Consider the following 16,332-nt stretch of genomic DNA (forward strand, 5'->3'; position numbering starts at 1 on the left):
GAGTAAAGTAGGAAGAGGCAGCACTCAGAGCTTTTCCAAGAGCTGCGCAGCTTTGATTCGTGCGAGGCATTGCACTCAGGAGAAAAGTTTGCCTTCTCCTGAGCGTTTCAATGTTATTTCTTCTTCAACTTGCGGGATATTGCCAATAGCGCAAGTCCGAACAATGCTATGCCAGAAGGCGCAGGTACATCAGTAGTGGGATTATCAGGTAGATCAATCGTTGCTAAAGAACCGCCCATTACGTATGCGTAATTGACCGACACCGTGTTACCCGCCAACAAATTGCCTAATTCAAACGCAATTCCAATACCATCATCGGCAGTTGACGAGGAGAGATCACCTCCTGAAAGATATCTCAGTGGATCAGTTACGCTACAGCAATCGAAGACAATTCCGGTATTTTGAACAAAGTCTGTATCGGCAAACAAGCCGAGTGGTTGACCGCTGATGGTACCAATAGATCCAACAAAGTTTTCAGCAGCAACGTCACCAACATCTGTAGTGTCACCGTCACTGTTGTTGTCAATGCCTCTCTGATTTGCAGTAACTGCGCTACCTCCTGGATTGTTATCCGGGTCGGGGTCGACAGCTCTTGCAAACTGAAGCCCGATAAGGTCAATATTGGCCGTAATGCTAGTTAGGATATTAATACGTTCGTCGTCATCGTTGAAAAAGAATTCGTGGATAATCGACATCGAGCCATTTCGAGCACTTCCAGCCCAGGTTACGTAATTGTCAAAAATCGATGACGCACTCATGTCAGTGAGAGACGTAAATAAAAAGTCTTCACCTGAGCCGACACCTCCGTCTGACACGCTGTTTCGGTTTTCCAGCAATCCGGACCCTTCGTATCGAACGCCAAATCCTTCAAAAGGAGTTCCTGGAGCAATATAGTCGAGATTAGGATCAAAGCTTCCCGTACCCGTTGGGTCGTACTGTAAACCCGGTCTGGAACGTCCTTCACCTAATGTTCCGTCGTCACTAATTTGTGTCTGAATATAGTCACCGACCATAATGATGTTTGCAAAAGCTGAGCTGCTAAGCGTCAGCATTCCAACTGCAGTTACTGTTTGAAATATTGTTTTCATTTTATTTTCCATTCCAATTGTATTGGCTGTAATTCATTGATTGGCATCAATGTATTTGACTTTTTTATAACAGCGAACGCCATCCTGGCGATATTAATCAAGTCGGATGAAAACTAAGCAAATAATATGCCGTTGTGAAGAATTCTTAGCATTTTAAATATTTAGCCCAGGAAGCTCTCTCGTTTTGATTTAAAGTGTAAAATAACCTGACATGTGATCACACTACGTCAATGTTCAAGCGAGTAGGGTTACGGGCATAGTTTATTTTATTTTGGAAGTTGCATTGAAACGCAGTTAGAAGCGTTTTGATATGAAGGTATGGTCAGCGGGGAAAGTAATTGTTATAGGGCTTCAGGTGGTTGCTTTGGCAGTTAATTTACAAATGTCTGGTTCAGCAAAAGGCAACTTTGAGATCTACCCAGTCGAGTATTCGAGAATTTTCAAGCATGGCTTGTCGCCGCGTATTTTCGCAATTTCCGGGTTTTCACTGGAATAGGGAATGCGGGCGTCCAATACTTCAATCAGAATATCTACCTGACTTAAGGACTCTTTTATCTCTTTCAGGGCTTTATGCATGTGCCCCGGAAACCACTGTAAGGCCACGTCGGCTTTCCTCAAAATCTCACTTGCAGATATTGTACTTGATTCATCGTGTTGGTGTGCAATCAATTAAGAGCTGGCTGTTTTATGCGTAATAGATGCTGATTGATAGTCGTATTTCGGTTCGTTTTTCTCACTCATCCTCTACAACGGGTGAAACTGAAATATGCCTTATCTTTTTACGTCACAGGCACTTTTCTGCCACTAAATCGATGAGCCCACAAATCGCTTGCCTTTGAAGCATATTTCCATGTATTTCATTGACTTATATGCTCGCTCCCTAATAGGATATCTTTTCTAAAAATAATATGAAGTACAAAAATGAAAATAGTTAAACTGGTTCTCGCCCTGCTTGCCGCGTTTATCGTGGTGGGAGGGGTCTATATTGCCTACACAATTCACCTTCAGACAAAACAGCAAGAGCAAGAAACCGCCGCAGAAAATGAAATACTTAATCGTGAGTTCAAGCCGGTTGTCGAAAGTTATATCGATGCTTTTAACCGCTGCGAAATCAATGAGATGCACGCATTTCTTAATGAAAAAAGGCGTCTGAGTGAAGAAGCCTATGCGCAGTCAAAGAACGACCAAGATTATGGATTGTGGCTGTATTGTAAAAAACTGAGTTTTGATATTGTGAAGGTAAGAACGCTGCGACAAAGTAGTGAAAACAAAGCATCAGTCAGAGTAGATTTGAATGTAACTTACAGAGATTCGGGGGTAAATGAAGAAGCCAGCACAACGTATAATAAATGGAACTTTGTAAAAGAAGATGGCAAGTGGAGGCTAAGTAACGATTCCTTCAGAAGACTTGTGGGTACTTACAACGACGTATTGTAAACGCACAAGCTACACTGTCGCTTTACGTCGTTTAGCTAAAAACGAGGTGAAGCGGCTACGCATCGCGGTGAGAAATGGAGTTCCCAGGCATTGCGAATACCGCAAAACATTGGAGAGTAGATTGTTAATCTAATTGTGTTGTCCACACATTCACCTTCATGGCAGAGCCGGGTAACCCCCAAAACGCGCCTGAAACCGGTGGGACTAAGTCGGGCAGCCTACTGACTGCGACAGTAATGTGCTCGGCTCCGACCAGATTTCCATGCGTTGGGTCAAACCCTTTCCAGCCTGCTCCGGGGATAAAGACTTCTGCCCAGGCATGCGTAGTTTCAGCGATATTTTCAGAAGACTCTGTGTAAACATAGCCGCTCACAAACCGGGCCGCGAAGCCCAGATGACGAACCACATCAATGTACAAACTGGCCAGATCGCGGCAGGACCCGGACTTCGTGGATAAGGTGGTTATCGTGCTCTGCACCCCCTCGTCTTCCCTTACCGTATAGGTGATGGATTCATAAATCTGCTGATTTAATAACAGCAACAGTTCAAATGTCTGAACCTGTTTATCCTTGGTCCATACTGACTTTATCCAGTCATCCAACTGCGTGGTATGGGCGATGTTCCCATCATTTAAATAGGGCTTCAGCGTAATGCAATCCTCTTCGGGGTAGGCAAACGGGTAAGTCACGGCATAATCGGAAATTAAGAAATCCTGCGGTATTTCGTCGAACTTCTGGATCACGGTTGTGCTTTCTATCAGCAAACGGTCGGTAGGTTCAGAAAAGGTCGCCACGGCGACCGAGTTGCTTTCGACATCACGATGCCAGCGTAAATTAGCCGGCGGGCTGATATCCAGCAGAGCAGATTCAATGTGCTGATTATGATCTTCACGCGGCCGAAGCCTGAGTGTATGTGCCTCCAACTGAACACGGTCTGAGTATTCATAAATTGTCTGGTGTAACACTTTGAACCGTCTCATATGCGTCGTTTCCCGAGGTAGCCATGTTGTCACGGCATTTATTTCCGTAACTGGGTACATCCACGGTATCACTTTTCTGAGGATAAAAAGCATTAAAATGATATATTGCTCTGTATAATTTATAAACAGAACGCTTTTTTGGTTGGGCGGTGACCGGGCCTCACTTTTAGTACCAGCCGCTCGGTGGATTGAGCAGGTTAGTGACCGGCTCCCAATATCAGAACCACCCATTTGATGAATTGAGCATGTTTGGTTTTTATGGATGCCGCAAATTGCAATGGCGATAGCGCATCACTACCACGCCATCTGTATTCTGGCATCGAAATTGCCACCTTTCTCCCTAGTGTATCAATAGCGAAAGTCCACAGATAAATCAGGGAGCTGGTTATGATCGTCACGCAAGCAGACTACACCCGCTGGCAAAACATGTATGGCGAGCGCAACGATGGTGTTAAGGGGGCCGGAAATGTATCTGAACGTTCGGAGAGTGGGGGGCAGGAGTTTTCCCTCGGGAATGAAAAAGAAAATGATGTGAGGTCAGAACTTGCCGGTTCTTATCGTGAAAAAAGTTTTCTGGAAGTCGCTTTTGAGCGAACCCTGAATCATCGTTTAGGTATTGACCAAGGAAAAATGGATGAATTGAAGGAAGAGATAAAAAACACTGAAAACGCCATAGAGGCATTAAATAATCAAAAGCCTCACACAGAAAAACAACAGAAGGAGCTTCAGTCCCTGGAGGAAAAGCTTAAAACTCTGGAAGAAGCATTGAATGAATTGGTTAAGCAAGCAACTGAGCGGGCAAGAGAAAATACTGAGCCAGAACAAAAAGCCAGTCAGTTGCTGGAAAAATACAAATCAGTAGCATCACTTCTGTAATGAAATAGACGATTAAGGTGTGTCAGTTTCTGTCGCTCTAAAGATTTGCCTGGCAAAAAAAGACTCGATGACTGGCTTGGACAACCGGCGCGCTGTTCATTATTAAGTTGAAACTGTCAGGAGCAGCGAGCTGAGGAGTTTATATCGCGCTCCTGGATTTGCACCACTTTAAGCGGATTAACGGCAATGACGGACATGTAATCAGTGCCACGGCAGGGGACAATGTGGCATCGATATATTGAAAACCATTGTGTTGATAAAGTTTTAAGATGCCACTGTCGTCTAGTGCGAACCAGTATTCTGCTTGAATTAAAGCATCATACTGGTAACTGACTACTCATCCGGGGCGTAATGATTTTTCATCAGCCATGCGTACGCCGTTGTAAAAGCAGGCTCCTGAAACTGCTTCAAACCCGTCTCAGAGAACGGCACTGAAATAGGATTTCTGCGCAACGATTCTTTAATTTCTGTGGGGCCAAAGACAACAACGTTTAAATCTGCAATCAGCTCAATTGCCGCCTCAAGTTTAAAACCAATAGCACTGCCTGCAAATTTACCTTTACTCTGACGCTGACGAATGATCACAGCGTCAGCTTTATAGTCAGCAACCAACTTAGCAAATGTGCTTTGAAAGTTTTTTAGACCTTTAGCGCTGGTATCTGCCAGTGTTAAACGGCGGGACCGGCAATCGGGAATATGAAACACACCATCTGTTAATGACAACAGACACAACGTCGCCTCGTTGCTTTTTAGATCTACACCAAAGACTTTCATGCTATTTCCTTCAAGTATTTGCGCGCTAGTATACCGTTTTTCAGCTTGGATACAGAGAGTCAATTCTGCCTTTATCCTAACGGATTATTACAACCCCAGTCGGATTCTAGAGTATGAATTGTTGAGCATTGAGAAGTAATTTACTTTCAGGACCGCAAACGTACTGGCGAACCGCAACTCCAATTTTTAGTCACACAATAACCGACTTTCGTCTGCTTATGTAATTCTTCGTATTTGAATGTATGGTACCAGAGGGCGGTTTTTGCCTCAGGCGGGACGTCCTCGAAGACAGCGGAATTTTTAAACTGAAAGCGAAGTGTTTATCAGCAAGCGATGGAGCTTATCATTATGGGGTTCGGCGTTTATCTTGTTTCTGGATGGCTGAGTAACTGAAAGGACGCCTCAGGGGCCGATTCGTGCACCATTACTCTTAAAAGATATACAACCTTCCTGATTTAAAAATCTTTGACACAACTAAGTCAGTATTAAGACCTAGTAATCCATTTATGCTATCGGTACGCTCAACAGCGATGGCGTTTCCAGAGAGTTAAGTATTGCGAAAATTTAAATTAATCTTATGCTTCAAAGCATTAGCTATCATTAGTACAACCACATGGGCAGATCCCGGCGACGCTGGTGCTATCGATTCTCCTAACCGTAATTTAACCGGCTTTGAAGGGCTGAAAGAAACACAACCTCTTTGGGAAGTTGGCGTTGGCGGCGGTATGGTGGAGGTGCCCAACTACCCGGCATCTGGCGAGAGAAATGTCGTTTCATTAGCACTCCCTTACGTCATTTATCGCGGCGATATTTTCCGGATCGGAGGGGGAGGTGGTGCCCGCGCAGTGTTTGTCGAACAGAATGACTTTGAAGTTGATGTGAGTGTGGGTGGTGCTTTTTCAGCTGAAAGTGAAGAGGGGAGCGTACGTGAGGGGATGCCTGAACTCGACTACATGTTTGAAGTGGGTCCGCAACTTATCTATAAAATACAAGACTTTACCTTTGATGGCGGCGGTGAGGCAAGACTCAATGCCCGAATGCAGGCCAGGGCCGTGTTTTCCACTGATTTTGGCAGGGTGGATAGCAGAGGCTACGTTATTGAACCAACGATAAGGTATCAACAGCGTGGCGTTTTTCTGCCAGATACCGGATTCAGCCTTACGGCTCGGATGACTTGGGGGACAGAAAAACTGCACGATTATTTTTACGAGGTTGCACCACAGTACGCAACTGATTTCAGGCCAGATTATGATGCCAAAGGAGGGTATTTAGGCGCTGAAATTTCTGCCGGACTGGCATTCCCGATTGTTAAAAATGTACGCGGCTTTTTTGGGGCGTCAGTGCAATTACATAAAGGCTCCGCCAACGAGGATAGCCCGCTTTACGAGAAAGATGTGACTTACAGCATCGGGGTAGGGTTTGTCTGGCGTACATACGAGAGTGACGCAAAGGCGAACTGGTAATGAGGTTAAATTCTTCGTTAACCGTTATTTCTGGACAAGAATAGACTTGCTTCGTTTTGTGTAGACATATGAACATGGTCTCAGAGGCGGGATCTGATTTGGCTGAGACTTGGACTGCACAGAGCTACCCTCTGGTAAGCCAGTTTTTATTGGTACCCATGTCGCAACTGTGAAAGATAGGCAAGTACCTGTCACTGATTAGTTGCAGCAAGAAAGTGGACGATTACTGCTGAATCTATCCGCTGAAAAGCAATTATAGTTTTGATACCTCTTACAAGTATCGCCACTTGTAAGAGGTATCAATTGCTGGAACGTTATTTAGATTCGCGTTTGTTTATTACATATTGAACGGCCATTCGAGCAAGGCCGGCACCAATGCCTGACACGACTGCCCATGTTACTGCCTCTTTAAGGTCTGTATTTTCACTTTCCTTGTCTTTAGGCGCTGGTTCATTGGTAACCTTTTCCCATGACTTTTGTAACGATTTCCGTGCTAACATGCCTGCAGATGCAGCGGCAAGTCCAATACCCACGGTCGTAATTAGCTGTTTGCTACTCATTTTCTTCTCCATTGGTTAATAATTGCCGAGTTGCCACTTTGTTACTTTACGATTCGCAAAGGTAAACAATAATTACTCAGCAACTTATGTACCGATACTACGCATACCAACTGTTTATAAACGGGAAAGAACGCCAGAAGATGTATTAGGAAGTCGCGAACAGTTTTCAGGTCGCGCTGCTATTAAGACCAGGGGAGTCGTTGTGCAACCTCACATTAGTAGAAACCGTTATGCGTTTATCCTAAGACGATAAAAGTAATTGCCAACTCAATACTCTTCTCGTGAGTACCACTAGCGAAATAACAGCATTAAACTCCGATTCTGTAGTCTTAGGTGCTGAAGAGTAGGAGGTAACTATTGACGCCAAATTTTACTTTTTCGCTTTCACAGTTTTAACAGGTGTTACTGCGGGCGGGCGTTGGTTGGAGCGACAATTGGACGTCACTACACGACACTGAGTTATAAAATCCAGGCACAAAAAACCGACTCTCGTCGGCTTATTGATTCTCTTTTCTTTGAACGAGAAAAGAGTGGTACCAGAGGCCGGACTTGAACCGGCACAACCTTGCGGTCGGCGGATTTTGAATCCGCTGCGTCTACCAATTCCGCCACTCTGGCACAGAGCATGATGTTAAAACTGACCTGAGAATTGGAAACCAAATCAGTGCGGTGATTATAGTTATCGCAACCGTGCATGCAAGCTTTTTATCTTTCATAACTTGATGACTGGTGAAGAATTAGTCAGTATGGCAAAAGGAAAGTGAATAATGCCTTTATGCGTTTTGGTTGATGTTGCAAAGGCTTGTCAGAAGGCTTCCTCGCGAGATTAGGAATTTGACCTATATTTAATATGCGGGATTTTAGCGTTGTAAGGAAATAGCATGCCAAACAAGCCCTCTGAATTGAGCACACAGACTAATAAAAAGGCCATTAAAGGTCAGAACGAAAACGATGTAACCCAAGACAGTGACGTACTGGTAAAAGAACGAAAAAGTCACGTCACCCAATCAAGCCCTCAGCCTGACCGCTATTATACTGAATCAGATATAGCTCAGATCTTGTCCAATCTTGACGCGTTGCGTACGGATGTTTATCCCGCCGACATAAATGAAACCAGGCCCTCTGCCTCTGATCCGCATTTTCCCTCGGTTTGCCTCATAGGCCTGGGACGTTGCGGATCTAACATTGCTCTGGATGTGTCATCACTTGTCTATAATGCGCGTAAGTATTATCTGGATGAATTTCGTGATGAACAAAACCGTGCGCACGAAAAAGAAAGTCTGCCGGTCCGCTGGATCCATCGAAATCTTAACCTGGCTTCAAAAGAGGTGGTTAAGCCTGTCTTCTTAATTGAACCGCTGGTGGTGCTGGGCGATCTGGATAAAGACATTGAAGGGCGCATCCGCTTCTCATCTAAAAACTCCAGTGGCGACTTTCTTACAGACTACAATAAGCTGAAAATCATGGATCTGTCAGAGGTGCATGCAGGCGGCGCAGGTAATGCCCCTATTCTTGGGCAGTATCTGGCAAAAATTATTCTGAAAAAAGAGACCGAGCATTTCAGCAACAAACAGTGGAAGTTCATTCATTCCTATCTTATTGATTCCTGCGGTATCAAAGCAAATCAGTCACGACTTTATTTCTACATTTTCAGTGCTGGCGGCGGCACTGGCTCAGGTATGGCCTCTGAGTTCGGACTGGCGCAGCAATACTCTTATATGAGTAAAACGTTTGAAGTACGCAGCGAACGGGAACTTCAGAGTAAAAAACAGTCGTTTGTATTTGAGCCCATTTTTACCAGTGGTATTTGTATATTACCGAATATATCTGACCGCCATGCTGAAATGTCCGAAGCATTACATATCAATGCTGGACGCTTGTTATGTAAATACCTGTCGGAGGAGTGGAACTTCTCGTATAACTCTGATCAGGAAATTGAAAGTCACTCTAAAGATGTACTCGCACGAATTCGCCCCTGGAATGCCATGATGCTGATATCTAACGATATCATGCGCTACGCCGAGCAGAATGATGCCGATGCCAGCATTCAAAATATTGATGTTAATTCTATGGAGCGGTATGCCAATCAATACATTAGTCAGCAGATATTCAACATCCTGACCGCTCAGGCGGTGACTACTGATTACGATGAAAATTATTTCCGAAGGGCGGGCATCGACATTGGTGAAACCATTCGCATGGATGCCAATGATTTGTTCATGAGCCTGGCGGGCCCGGTTGCGATTGCCTATGCAGAATCAGTGACCGATGTACCAACAAATAATAGCCATGGCGAGCTGGATATCGACGATCTGTTCTTCCGCTCAATTGATTTGCCGCACTTTAATCTGAAAACACAGGCCATCGAGGGAATTAGCCTGTTGCCGGTAGAGTCAGGTAAGTACCGTAAAGCGCTGCAGCAGTATCGGGAGTCGAACTACAACCCAACTAATTTGCGGAAGTTACACTTCTTCCAGAACTGTTCATCGGTAGTGTCTATTGTGTCGTTGCCGAAAGACTACAAGCTTTCCTACATTGCACTTAATCGCCTGAAGGCGCATCTGAACTCGTTATTCCCGAACACGACGTTAAAACGATATGCACTGGTAATTGGTGCTTCAGCTAATTTGTCTCTGACTACGCTGATAGCCAAAAGTCCGTGTCTGAGTGATGATTTTCTGACTTTGATTGTGTCGTATATAAAACGTTGTTTTGCGCGCAATGAAGTGGGCTATGACGACACCATTGATAAAGCTATTGTGGAGTTTATTCAGGCGCCGGAATTTGACGAAGAGAAACTGGAAAGTATGCTGCTTCAGCACGAAGATCCAGCCAAAATTCTCGATACTAACTGGCACGCAATTAAGCCAATGTATGAGAAGAAATACCGCGAAATAATACGTGATGAGAAAAGCTTTACGTCAATTAACGATATTCGCCTGAATCTTAACAATGTGAAAGACACCATTCGTTATTTGCGCCATATCTACCGGCATCGCATCAGCAAAACCCGGGTTATCTCTCTTAACGAAGATTTTAACTTTAGTGATGCGCTGGAAAAAGGCAGCGAGCAGGAAAAGTCGTAAACCTGTATGCTTAGCTTACGCCCTCAGACGACTGAATCTTGAGGCGTGAGTGTCTATGGTGGTAACGGTATGCGCGAAATTACTGTGTTGGCATTGAGTAATGCCGCAGCTATGGCACACTATGCGAGCCTTAAAGACGCAGAGTAATAGCAGTGACCCGCCGATCTAAACCTAAATCGCATAAACCAACAGAGCCTACCCAACAGCCAACAGAACAGCCTGGCCAACAACGAGCCGGTTTTTTTCGTCGCTTACTGGCCATGGTGTACGACACGTTGGTGGCCGTTGCTGTAGGCATGTGCGCCGCGATGGTGCTTATCGTAACGCTGGTAGTTTTGCTTAAAAATGGCGTACTGGATTTACGTGGCTATGGCGAGCCCGCCGATCTTATTCAGAACTCACTGCTCTACAAGACCATCATTCAACTATGGGTGGGCGCCTGGGTCGCTGGCTTCTTTCTGTGGTTCTGGAAGAAGGGGGGGCAGACTCTTGGCATGCGGGCATGGCGGCTTCGCATTTACAGTACAGTAGAGCAGCCGGTTACCTGGCCTCGTCTGCTTTTACGTCTCATTGCTTCACTGGGTGGACTGGGCACCTTACTGGTGCTGTTTGATGTAAAAAACAAGCAATCACTGCAGGACAGATTGGCTAAAACTGAAGTGTTAAAGCTATCTAAAGAGGCGAACGATCACAAGAGTTGGTAAGTGCGTGGGTCACTGGTAAAAAGCCATCCATTTGTGACGTCGCTGCATGTTGCAACCTGCCTGCCGTTAGATTACTTGACCCGCGAACAGCTTTTTTGCTCGAGTGAAGGGGGCACAACGTCATTGCTCCACGTGCTTTTGAGACTGAAGCCTCCGGCCAGGTCTAAGCCTTTCAAGGTAACCCAATGCAATGAAAAGTAACCCTGTTTGCAAATAACTCAGGTAGATCTCCTTATTTTCCAGGAAGAACAGCGCGTAGACCGCCTGAGCGACATAAATACTGGCAGCAACAGCGAATCCTGTTTTGATTAATTTTTCCATACCACCCCCTAAATAGAGGCCGAATTCGGCCTCTGATTTGTTTACCAATGATGATTCATATTCGTATTCCCGTACTGGGCATAAATTGAATCTCCAGCGTTGGCGACGTCAGCGAAAAACGCGCCGAGGTCATAAAACAGACCAGCACCAGAAACTTCTGTCATCTCTTCATTAGTTAGAGTTACATCGTTTTCATAATATTTATTCATGTTAATTCCTTTTATCGTCTGTGATCAGAGTAGCCTTGGTAAAATTCGTATGCAGCGTCTGCGACTGCAATTCCTATTGCGACATAATTCCAAATACCACCACTAACGTGGTGTTGCTCTGAACGCGTTAATTCACTTAACATATTAATTTCCTTATAAATGTGTTTGATATCCCTGCAGAGATGATACAAGAGTAAATGGAAGCAGACTCGTCTCGCAACTGTACCTAAAGCCGGTATTTAAGTTGCCGAAATACGCACTCATTAACAATTAAGCAATAACATTATTGCTTTCATGTGGCCTGCTTACTGTGCCCGATGTACTTCGGTTACACGAAGCGGGAAATCGTCTTATGGTCTGATAGAGGGAAATGTAGCGGAGTAGAGGTGATGTTCTAACGCGTCAAAGCCTGTCCTTAGTAAAAAAAAACGGCGTCATATGCCCAGTTAGAAAAACTATCTCCGCAATAAAAACGCCGCTACAGCTGCGAACATGGCACTTGGGAGCAATGCGCCCAGGAAGGGAGGTAGTTGATATACCAGACTAAGCGGCCCGAATACTTCGTTGGTGATAAAGAAACCGAATCCGGTTAATACACCCATTATGACGCGGGCACCCATGGTAACGCTACGTAGCGGGCCAAAAATGAACGACAGTGCCATCAGCAGCATCACGCCAACCGACACGGGTTGCAGTATTTTGCGCCACAATGCCAGTTCGTAACGGCTGGCATCCTGATCGTTACTTTCCAGGTACTGAATATAATCGTTGAGTCCCTGAATCGATAAGGCTTCGGGTTTCACCGCCACTATGCCAAGCTTGTCAGGGGTTAAGCCTGAATCCCAGCGCATCCTGTCGGTAGGCTCGCGGGTGACTTTTTCATCCGTAAACTGCGTTGTTGCGACTTCTTCCAGCCACCATCCGTCGCCGTCAAAAACGCCTTCCTGAGCGTAAGTAATGCTGTTGAGCGTAAGGTCGTCGTTAAAATCATAGATGCTGATTTCACGCAGACTTTCACGGGATACCACCTGGCCAATGCTTACGAAATGATCGCCGTCCTTAGCCCATACCAGTTGATCAGAAGAGAACAGGCTGCCTCCTGATATTGCCTCGGTGCGGATTTCTTTGGCTTTTGATTCACTAAACGGGGTGACCCATTCTCCTATTGCCATGACGAACAGGATCATCACAACAGCCGACTTCATTGCTGAACCGATAATATTCCAGCGGCTTAAGCCTGATGCCTGCATGACAACCAGTTCCGAGTTGCTAGCCAGCAGGCCCATACCGATAAGGCCGCCCAGAAGGGTCGCCATTGGGAAGAACTGTTCGAGGTCGCGAGGCAGGCTGAGCACTACGTAGATAGCGGCAACTACCATGTCATAGTCACCTTCGCCGAGCTTGCGAAGTTGTTCGACAAATTTAATCAGGGCACTTAACCCGATAAGGACGGACAGCGTTACTGTAATCGTGCCAAGCAGGGTGCGTGCGATGTATAAATCGAGGATCTTAAACATTATTTCTTACCCAGAATCCAGGCACGAAACTGCGTACCGGTTTTCCGGTCACGGGCAATAAGGCCTACACCAATGATCAGCATGATGGCATGCACCCACCACAACCCAAGTTGCGGTGGCATTTTACCGTCTTCCAGCACGCGCCTACTTGCCAGCAGTAACAGAAAATAGCCCAGATACAGCAGAATCGCCGGGAACATCTTACCGAATCTGCCCTGTCTCGGATCAACAGCACTCAACGGCACGGCTATCAGAATGAGAAACGGAATCGACAACGGAATCGCAATACGCCACTGAAGCTCAGCGCGTGCCTCAATAGAGTCATCTTCCCAAAGTTCGGATGTCGGCAGCACACTGACTTTGCGACGGTCCTGCTCTGCAGGCTTGTCATTTATCTGAATCTGATACTCGTCAAACGCCACTTTACGGAAGCTTTTTTGCGCCTGCTCTCCTTCGTACTGGGTGCCGTCATTCAGCACCAGGCTTCGGGTGCCGTCTTCATTGTTCGATATGTGACCTTGCTGAGCATACACCACGCGTACCCGTGAGCTGGCACTGTCATTTTGCTGCTGCGATAAAAACACCCGGCGCAGGCTGTCATCTTCTGCGTCGGTGTCATGAACAAAAATAACGGCCTTGCCATTACCGGTTTGCTGGAAACGCCCTGGGATAATGGCTGAAAATCCCGCTTCTGAGCGCGCTTTCTCCCTGAGCTGATATTCATTTTCTGCCGCCATCGGTGCGAGGTAAAGCGTGATCACGCCGGTGACAATCATGATCAGTACGGAGAGAAACAGCATCACCCGAGTGATGTACCATTCGCTGATACCACAGGCTCGCATGACGGTCATTTCACTATCGACGTACAGGCGACCGTGAGCCAGCATAATGCCAAGATAGGCACTGATAGGCAGCACCAGTGAAGCGAGAATAGGGGCATATAACGCGAGAAAGCCTAGCACAAGGCTGGCGGGGATATCGCCGTCTGATGCATCGCCCAAAACACGGACAAAACGCAAGGTGACAAAAATCGCCATCAGGATGAGAAAAATTGCCAGCTGCGACTTTACCGTTTCCTTAAGTAAATAGCGGAATATCAGCATGTCACGCCTTCAGGAAAATTAGGAATTTTAGTGAAAGAAACCACAATTTTGAGTAAACTTAGTGTTTTTACAAGTTTTGCCTGCATTCAATAAACCGTTTGCATGGTCATACGGCGCCGGAGCGTTTGTGTATCATCCGATACCCTACATTGCGTCAATCGTAGCCTGCATGCAACTATGGCTGCGTATTAAACCATAAAGCAGTGCAAAACGTTATGCGAATTTCGTTACCATGCAAACCCGACAGGAAAAAAGCGAGGTGTTATCGTGGAGTTTAGTGTAAAAAGTGGCAGTCCTGAGAAGCAGCGCAGTGCGTGTATCGTCGTAGGCGTTTTCGAGCCACGACGCTTAACTGCGGTGGCTGAGCAACTGGATGAAATCAGTGAAGGCTACATCAGTAACCTTTTACGTCGCGGCGACCTTGAAGGCAAGGCTGGCCAGATGTTGTTGCTTCATCATGTCCCAAACGTGCTCAGCGAGCGCGTATTGCTGGTCGGTTGTGGCAAAGAGCGTGAATTAGACGAGCGCCAGTACAAGCAGATCATTGCCAAAACTATCAAAACCCTGAACGAAACCGGCTCGATGGAAGCCGTATGTTTTCTGACTGAGCTTCACGTAAAAGGTCGCGATACCTATTGGAAGGTTCGCCAGGCGGTAGAAGCCACGCAGGACTCTCTGTACACTTTCCTGCAACTGAAAACGAAAAAAGGCGAGCCACGCCGTCCACTGCGTAAAATTGTATTTAATGTACCTACCCGACGTGAACTGACAGTTGGTGAGCGTGCGGTGGAGCATGGCCTGGCTATTTCTAAAGGTGCCAAAGTAACCCGTGATGTGGCAAACATGCCGCCGAATATTTGTAATCCGGCGTATTTATGGGAACAGGCGCAGGCTCTGGCCAGCGAATACGACTCGGTTACCGCTGAAGTGGTCAACGAAGCGCAAATGGCTGAACTGGGTATGCAGGCGTATCTCGCGGTAGGTCGAGGCTCAGACAACGAATCCATGATGAGTATTATGCATCACCGTGGTGGTCCGGCCGATCAGCCTCCTATCGTACTGGTGGGCAAAGGCCTGACATTTGATGCCGGTGGTATTTCATTAAAGCCAGGCGAAGCCATGGATGAAATGAAGTACGACATGGGCGGCGCTGCCGGCGTGCTGGGTACCATGCACACCGTAGCTGCGCTGAATCTGCCAATTAACATCATTGGTGTGCTGGCTGGCTGTGAAAACATGCCTGACGGCAAAGCGTATCGCCCTGGCGATATCCTGACTACCATGTCAGGACAAACCGTTGAAGTATTGAACACGGATGCTGAAGGCCGTCTTGTGTTGTGTGATGCGCTGACCTACGTTGAGCGCTACGAGCCTGAGTTGGTGGTGGATGTGGCAACCCTTACCGGTGCTGCCATTATTGCACTGGGTCATCACGCTACCGGCCTGATGAGCACACACAACCCGCTGGCACATGAGCTGATGAACGCGTCAGAGCAAAGCTCCGATCGCGCATGGCGTTTACCTATCTGGGATGAGTATCAGGAGCAACTGGAAAGCCCGTTTGCCGATATGACCAACCTGGGTGGCCGTCCTGCAGGCAGTATTACTGCCGCGTGCTTCTTGTCGCGGTTTACCAAAAAGTACAACTGGGCGCACCTGGATATTGCCGGTACGGCATGGCGCAGCGGTAAGAACAAGGGCGCAACCGGCCGTCCGGTTCCTATGCTGTCACAGTTTCTGATGAACCGCGCTGGTACGAAGCAAGAGGACTAAGACAGTATGCCTCAGGTGATGTTCTATCAACTTGCTGCGACAGCGAAAAGCGCCGCCGAGCGCGCCTGCGAGCTGGTGGCTGACGCTTACGCGAATAAGCAGAAGGTAGCGGTGATGTGTGAGACGCAATCACTGGCAGAAGACGTTGATGAACTACTTTGGCAATTACCGGCGAAGCGATTTGTGCCTCACAACCTGCATGGTGAAGGGCCTCCATCGGGAACGCCGGTCGTCATCTGCTGGGAGGAATCCCAGCTTGTCCGCCGCCCTCTGGTGGTGAATCTGGGCGACACAATGTTGTCCAATCCACAGCAATATCAACGCATAATCGATTTTGTACCTGCCGATGACGCCGAGAAACAGGCGGCGCGGGTGCGTTACAAAAAATATCAACAAGCGGGCTGTAACATGCAGTTCACAGCCGCTGAAGATTGAGAGTAAG

General features: G+C 46.7%; 15 protein-coding genes, 1 tRNA gene and 1 pseudogene. 7 read left to right on the forward strand and 10 right to left on the reverse strand.

Features of this window, described 5'->3' with window-relative positions; all coding sequences use genetic code 11:
- Positions 1 to 113: 113 nt before the first annotated feature.
- A complete protein-coding gene (locus JKP77_RS18425; protein WP_218312638.1) occupies positions 114 to 1,088 on the reverse strand; it encodes a hypothetical protein in 975 nt (324 codons plus the stop codon).
- Between the two features lie 432 nt (positions 1,089 to 1,520).
- Positions 1,521 to 1,691: pseudogene (locus JKP77_RS18430) on the reverse strand (ribosome biogenesis GTPase YlqF); the annotation flags it as partial.
- A 318-nt stretch (positions 1,692 to 2,009) separates the two neighbouring features.
- Between JKP77_RS18430 and JKP77_RS18435 the strand changes: the two are divergent.
- Positions 2,010 to 2,525, forward strand: a complete 516-nt coding sequence (locus JKP77_RS18435) for a hypothetical protein (RefSeq protein ID WP_218312639.1) — start codon at positions 2,010 to 2,012, stop codon at positions 2,523 to 2,525.
- Positions 2,526 to 2,649: 124 nt separating this feature from the next.
- On the opposite strand, the gene JKP77_RS18440 is transcribed toward JKP77_RS18435, so the two are convergent.
- Complete coding sequence (locus JKP77_RS18440) at positions 2,650 to 3,504, reverse strand: transglutaminase family protein (RefSeq protein WP_218312640.1); 855 nt, start codon at positions 3,502 to 3,504, stop codon at positions 2,650 to 2,652.
- A 387-nt stretch (positions 3,505 to 3,891) separates the two neighbouring features.
- Here JKP77_RS18440 and JKP77_RS18445 point away from each other — a divergent pair, with 387 nt between their 5' ends.
- On the forward strand, positions 3,892 to 4,380 hold the full coding sequence (locus JKP77_RS18445) for a hypothetical protein (protein WP_218312641.1): 489 nt from the start codon (positions 3,892 to 3,894) through the stop codon (positions 4,378 to 4,380).
- Between the two features lie 333 nt (positions 4,381 to 4,713).
- Here the strand turns inward: JKP77_RS18445 and JKP77_RS18450 are convergent, their stop codons facing one another.
- The gene (locus JKP77_RS18450; RefSeq protein ID WP_218312642.1) at positions 4,714 to 5,154 is read right to left on the reverse strand and encodes a DUF3010 family protein; all 441 of its coding nucleotides are present in this window, start codon (positions 5,152 to 5,154) and stop codon (positions 4,714 to 4,716) included.
- A gap of 554 nt (positions 5,155 to 5,708) precedes the next feature.
- On the opposite strand from JKP77_RS18450, the gene JKP77_RS18455 reads away from it, so the two are divergent.
- Positions 5,709 to 6,617: a MipA/OmpV family protein gene (locus JKP77_RS18455; protein ID WP_246601277.1), complete on the forward strand. Its 909-nt coding sequence runs from the start codon at positions 5,709 to 5,711 to the stop codon at positions 6,615 to 6,617.
- Positions 6,618 to 6,931: 314 nt separating this feature from the next.
- Here the strand turns inward: JKP77_RS18455 and JKP77_RS18460 are convergent, their stop codons facing one another.
- Positions 6,932 to 7,177, reverse strand: a complete 246-nt coding sequence (locus JKP77_RS18460) for a DUF4235 domain-containing protein (protein ID WP_218312643.1) — start codon at positions 7,175 to 7,177, stop codon at positions 6,932 to 6,934.
- A 531-nt stretch (positions 7,178 to 7,708) separates the two neighbouring features.
- Positions 7,709 to 7,795: transfer RNA gene (locus JKP77_RS18465), tRNA-Leu, on the reverse strand.
- Positions 7,796 to 8,058: 263 nt separating this feature from the next.
- Between JKP77_RS18465 and JKP77_RS18470 the strand changes: the two genes are divergently transcribed.
- The gene (locus tag JKP77_RS18470) at positions 8,059 to 10,263 is read left to right on the forward strand and encodes a hypothetical protein (RefSeq protein ID WP_246601278.1); all 2,205 of its coding nucleotides are present in this window, start codon (positions 8,059 to 8,061) and stop codon (positions 10,261 to 10,263) included.
- 152 nt (positions 10,264 to 10,415) lie between these two features.
- Complete coding sequence (locus JKP77_RS18475; RefSeq protein ID WP_338024896.1) at positions 10,416 to 10,967, forward strand: RDD family protein; 552 nt, start codon at positions 10,416 to 10,418, stop codon at positions 10,965 to 10,967.
- A gap of 120 nt (positions 10,968 to 11,087) precedes the next feature.
- On the opposite strand, the gene JKP77_RS18480 is transcribed toward JKP77_RS18475, so the two are convergent.
- From JKP77_RS18480 to lptF, 4 genes are all read right to left on the reverse strand, one after another.
- On the reverse strand, positions 11,088 to 11,288 hold the full coding sequence (locus JKP77_RS18480; protein WP_218312644.1) for a hypothetical protein: 201 nt from the start codon (positions 11,286 to 11,288) through the stop codon (positions 11,088 to 11,090).
- 41 nt (positions 11,289 to 11,329) lie between these two features.
- Positions 11,330 to 11,497 (reverse strand): hypothetical protein, encoded by a 168-nt coding sequence (locus JKP77_RS18485; protein WP_218312645.1) that lies wholly within the window; start codon positions 11,495 to 11,497, stop codon positions 11,330 to 11,332.
- Positions 11,498 to 11,952: 455 nt separating this feature from the next.
- Positions 11,953 to 13,014, reverse strand: a complete 1,062-nt coding sequence (gene lptG, locus JKP77_RS18490; protein WP_218312646.1) for an LPS export ABC transporter permease LptG — start codon at positions 13,012 to 13,014, stop codon at positions 11,953 to 11,955.
- Positions 13,014 to 14,117 carry an LPS export ABC transporter permease LptF gene (lptF, locus tag JKP77_RS18495; RefSeq protein WP_218312647.1) on the reverse strand — a complete coding sequence of 368 codons (1,104 nt, stop codon included), beginning with the start codon at positions 14,115 to 14,117 and terminating at the stop codon, positions 13,014 to 13,016. Before lptF ends, lptG begins: the two co-directional genes overlap by 1 nt.
- A 267-nt stretch (positions 14,118 to 14,384) precedes the next feature.
- Between lptF and pepA the strand changes: the two genes are divergently transcribed.
- On the forward strand, positions 14,385 to 15,890 hold the full coding sequence (pepA, locus tag JKP77_RS18500) for a leucyl aminopeptidase (RefSeq protein WP_218312648.1): 1,506 nt from the start codon (positions 14,385 to 14,387) through the stop codon (positions 15,888 to 15,890).
- 6 nt (positions 15,891 to 15,896) lie between these two features.
- Complete coding sequence (locus tag JKP77_RS18505) at positions 15,897 to 16,325, forward strand: DNA polymerase III subunit chi (RefSeq protein ID WP_218312649.1); 429 nt, start codon at positions 15,897 to 15,899, stop codon at positions 16,323 to 16,325.
- Positions 16,326 to 16,332 lie beyond the last annotated feature (7 nt).

The sequence above is a fragment of the Alteromonas antoniana genome (assembly GCF_019249295.1).
In the GTDB taxonomy this organism is placed as follows: Bacteria; Pseudomonadota; Gammaproteobacteria; order Enterobacterales; family Alteromonadaceae; genus Alteromonas; species Alteromonas antoniana.

Excerpts from the sequence above, each read along its gene's own strand:
- JKP77_RS18485 (WP_218312645.1), bottom strand. The coding sequence starts at position 11,497 with ATGAATAAATATTATGAAAACGATGTAACTCTAACTAATGAAGAGATG.
- JKP77_RS18445 (WP_218312641.1), top strand. The coding sequence starts at position 3,892 with ATGATCGTCACGCAAGCAGACTACACCCGCTGGCAAAACATGTATGGC.
- JKP77_RS18460 (WP_218312643.1), bottom strand. The coding sequence starts at position 7,177 with ATGAGTAGCAAACAGCTAATTACGACCGTGGGTATTGGACTTGCCGCT.
- JKP77_RS18425 (WP_218312638.1), bottom strand. The coding sequence starts at position 1,088 with ATGAAAACAATATTTCAAACAGTAACTGCAGTTGGAATGCTGACGCTT.
- JKP77_RS18470 (WP_246601278.1), top strand. The coding sequence starts at position 8,059 with ATGCCAAACAAGCCCTCTGAATTGAGCACACAGACTAATAAAAAGGCC.
- JKP77_RS18505 (WP_218312649.1), top strand. The coding sequence starts at position 15,897 with ATGCCTCAGGTGATGTTCTATCAACTTGCTGCGACAGCGAAAAGCGCC.
- lptF (WP_218312647.1), bottom strand. The coding sequence starts at position 14,117 with ATGCTGATATTCCGCTATTTACTTAAGGAAACGGTAAAGTCGCAGCTG.
- lptG (WP_218312646.1), bottom strand. The coding sequence starts at position 13,014 with ATGTTTAAGATCCTCGATTTATACATCGCACGCACCCTGCTTGGCACG.
- JKP77_RS18450 (WP_218312642.1), bottom strand. The coding sequence starts at position 5,154 with ATGAAAGTCTTTGGTGTAGATCTAAAAAGCAACGAGGCGACGTTGTGT.
- JKP77_RS18440 (WP_218312640.1), bottom strand. The coding sequence starts at position 3,504 with ATGAGACGGTTCAAAGTGTTACACCAGACAATTTATGAATACTCAGAC.
- JKP77_RS18480 (WP_218312644.1), bottom strand. The coding sequence starts at position 11,288 with ATGGAAAAATTAATCAAAACAGGATTCGCTGTTGCTGCCAGTATTTAT.
- JKP77_RS18435 (WP_218312639.1), top strand. The coding sequence starts at position 2,010 with ATGAAAATAGTTAAACTGGTTCTCGCCCTGCTTGCCGCGTTTATCGTG.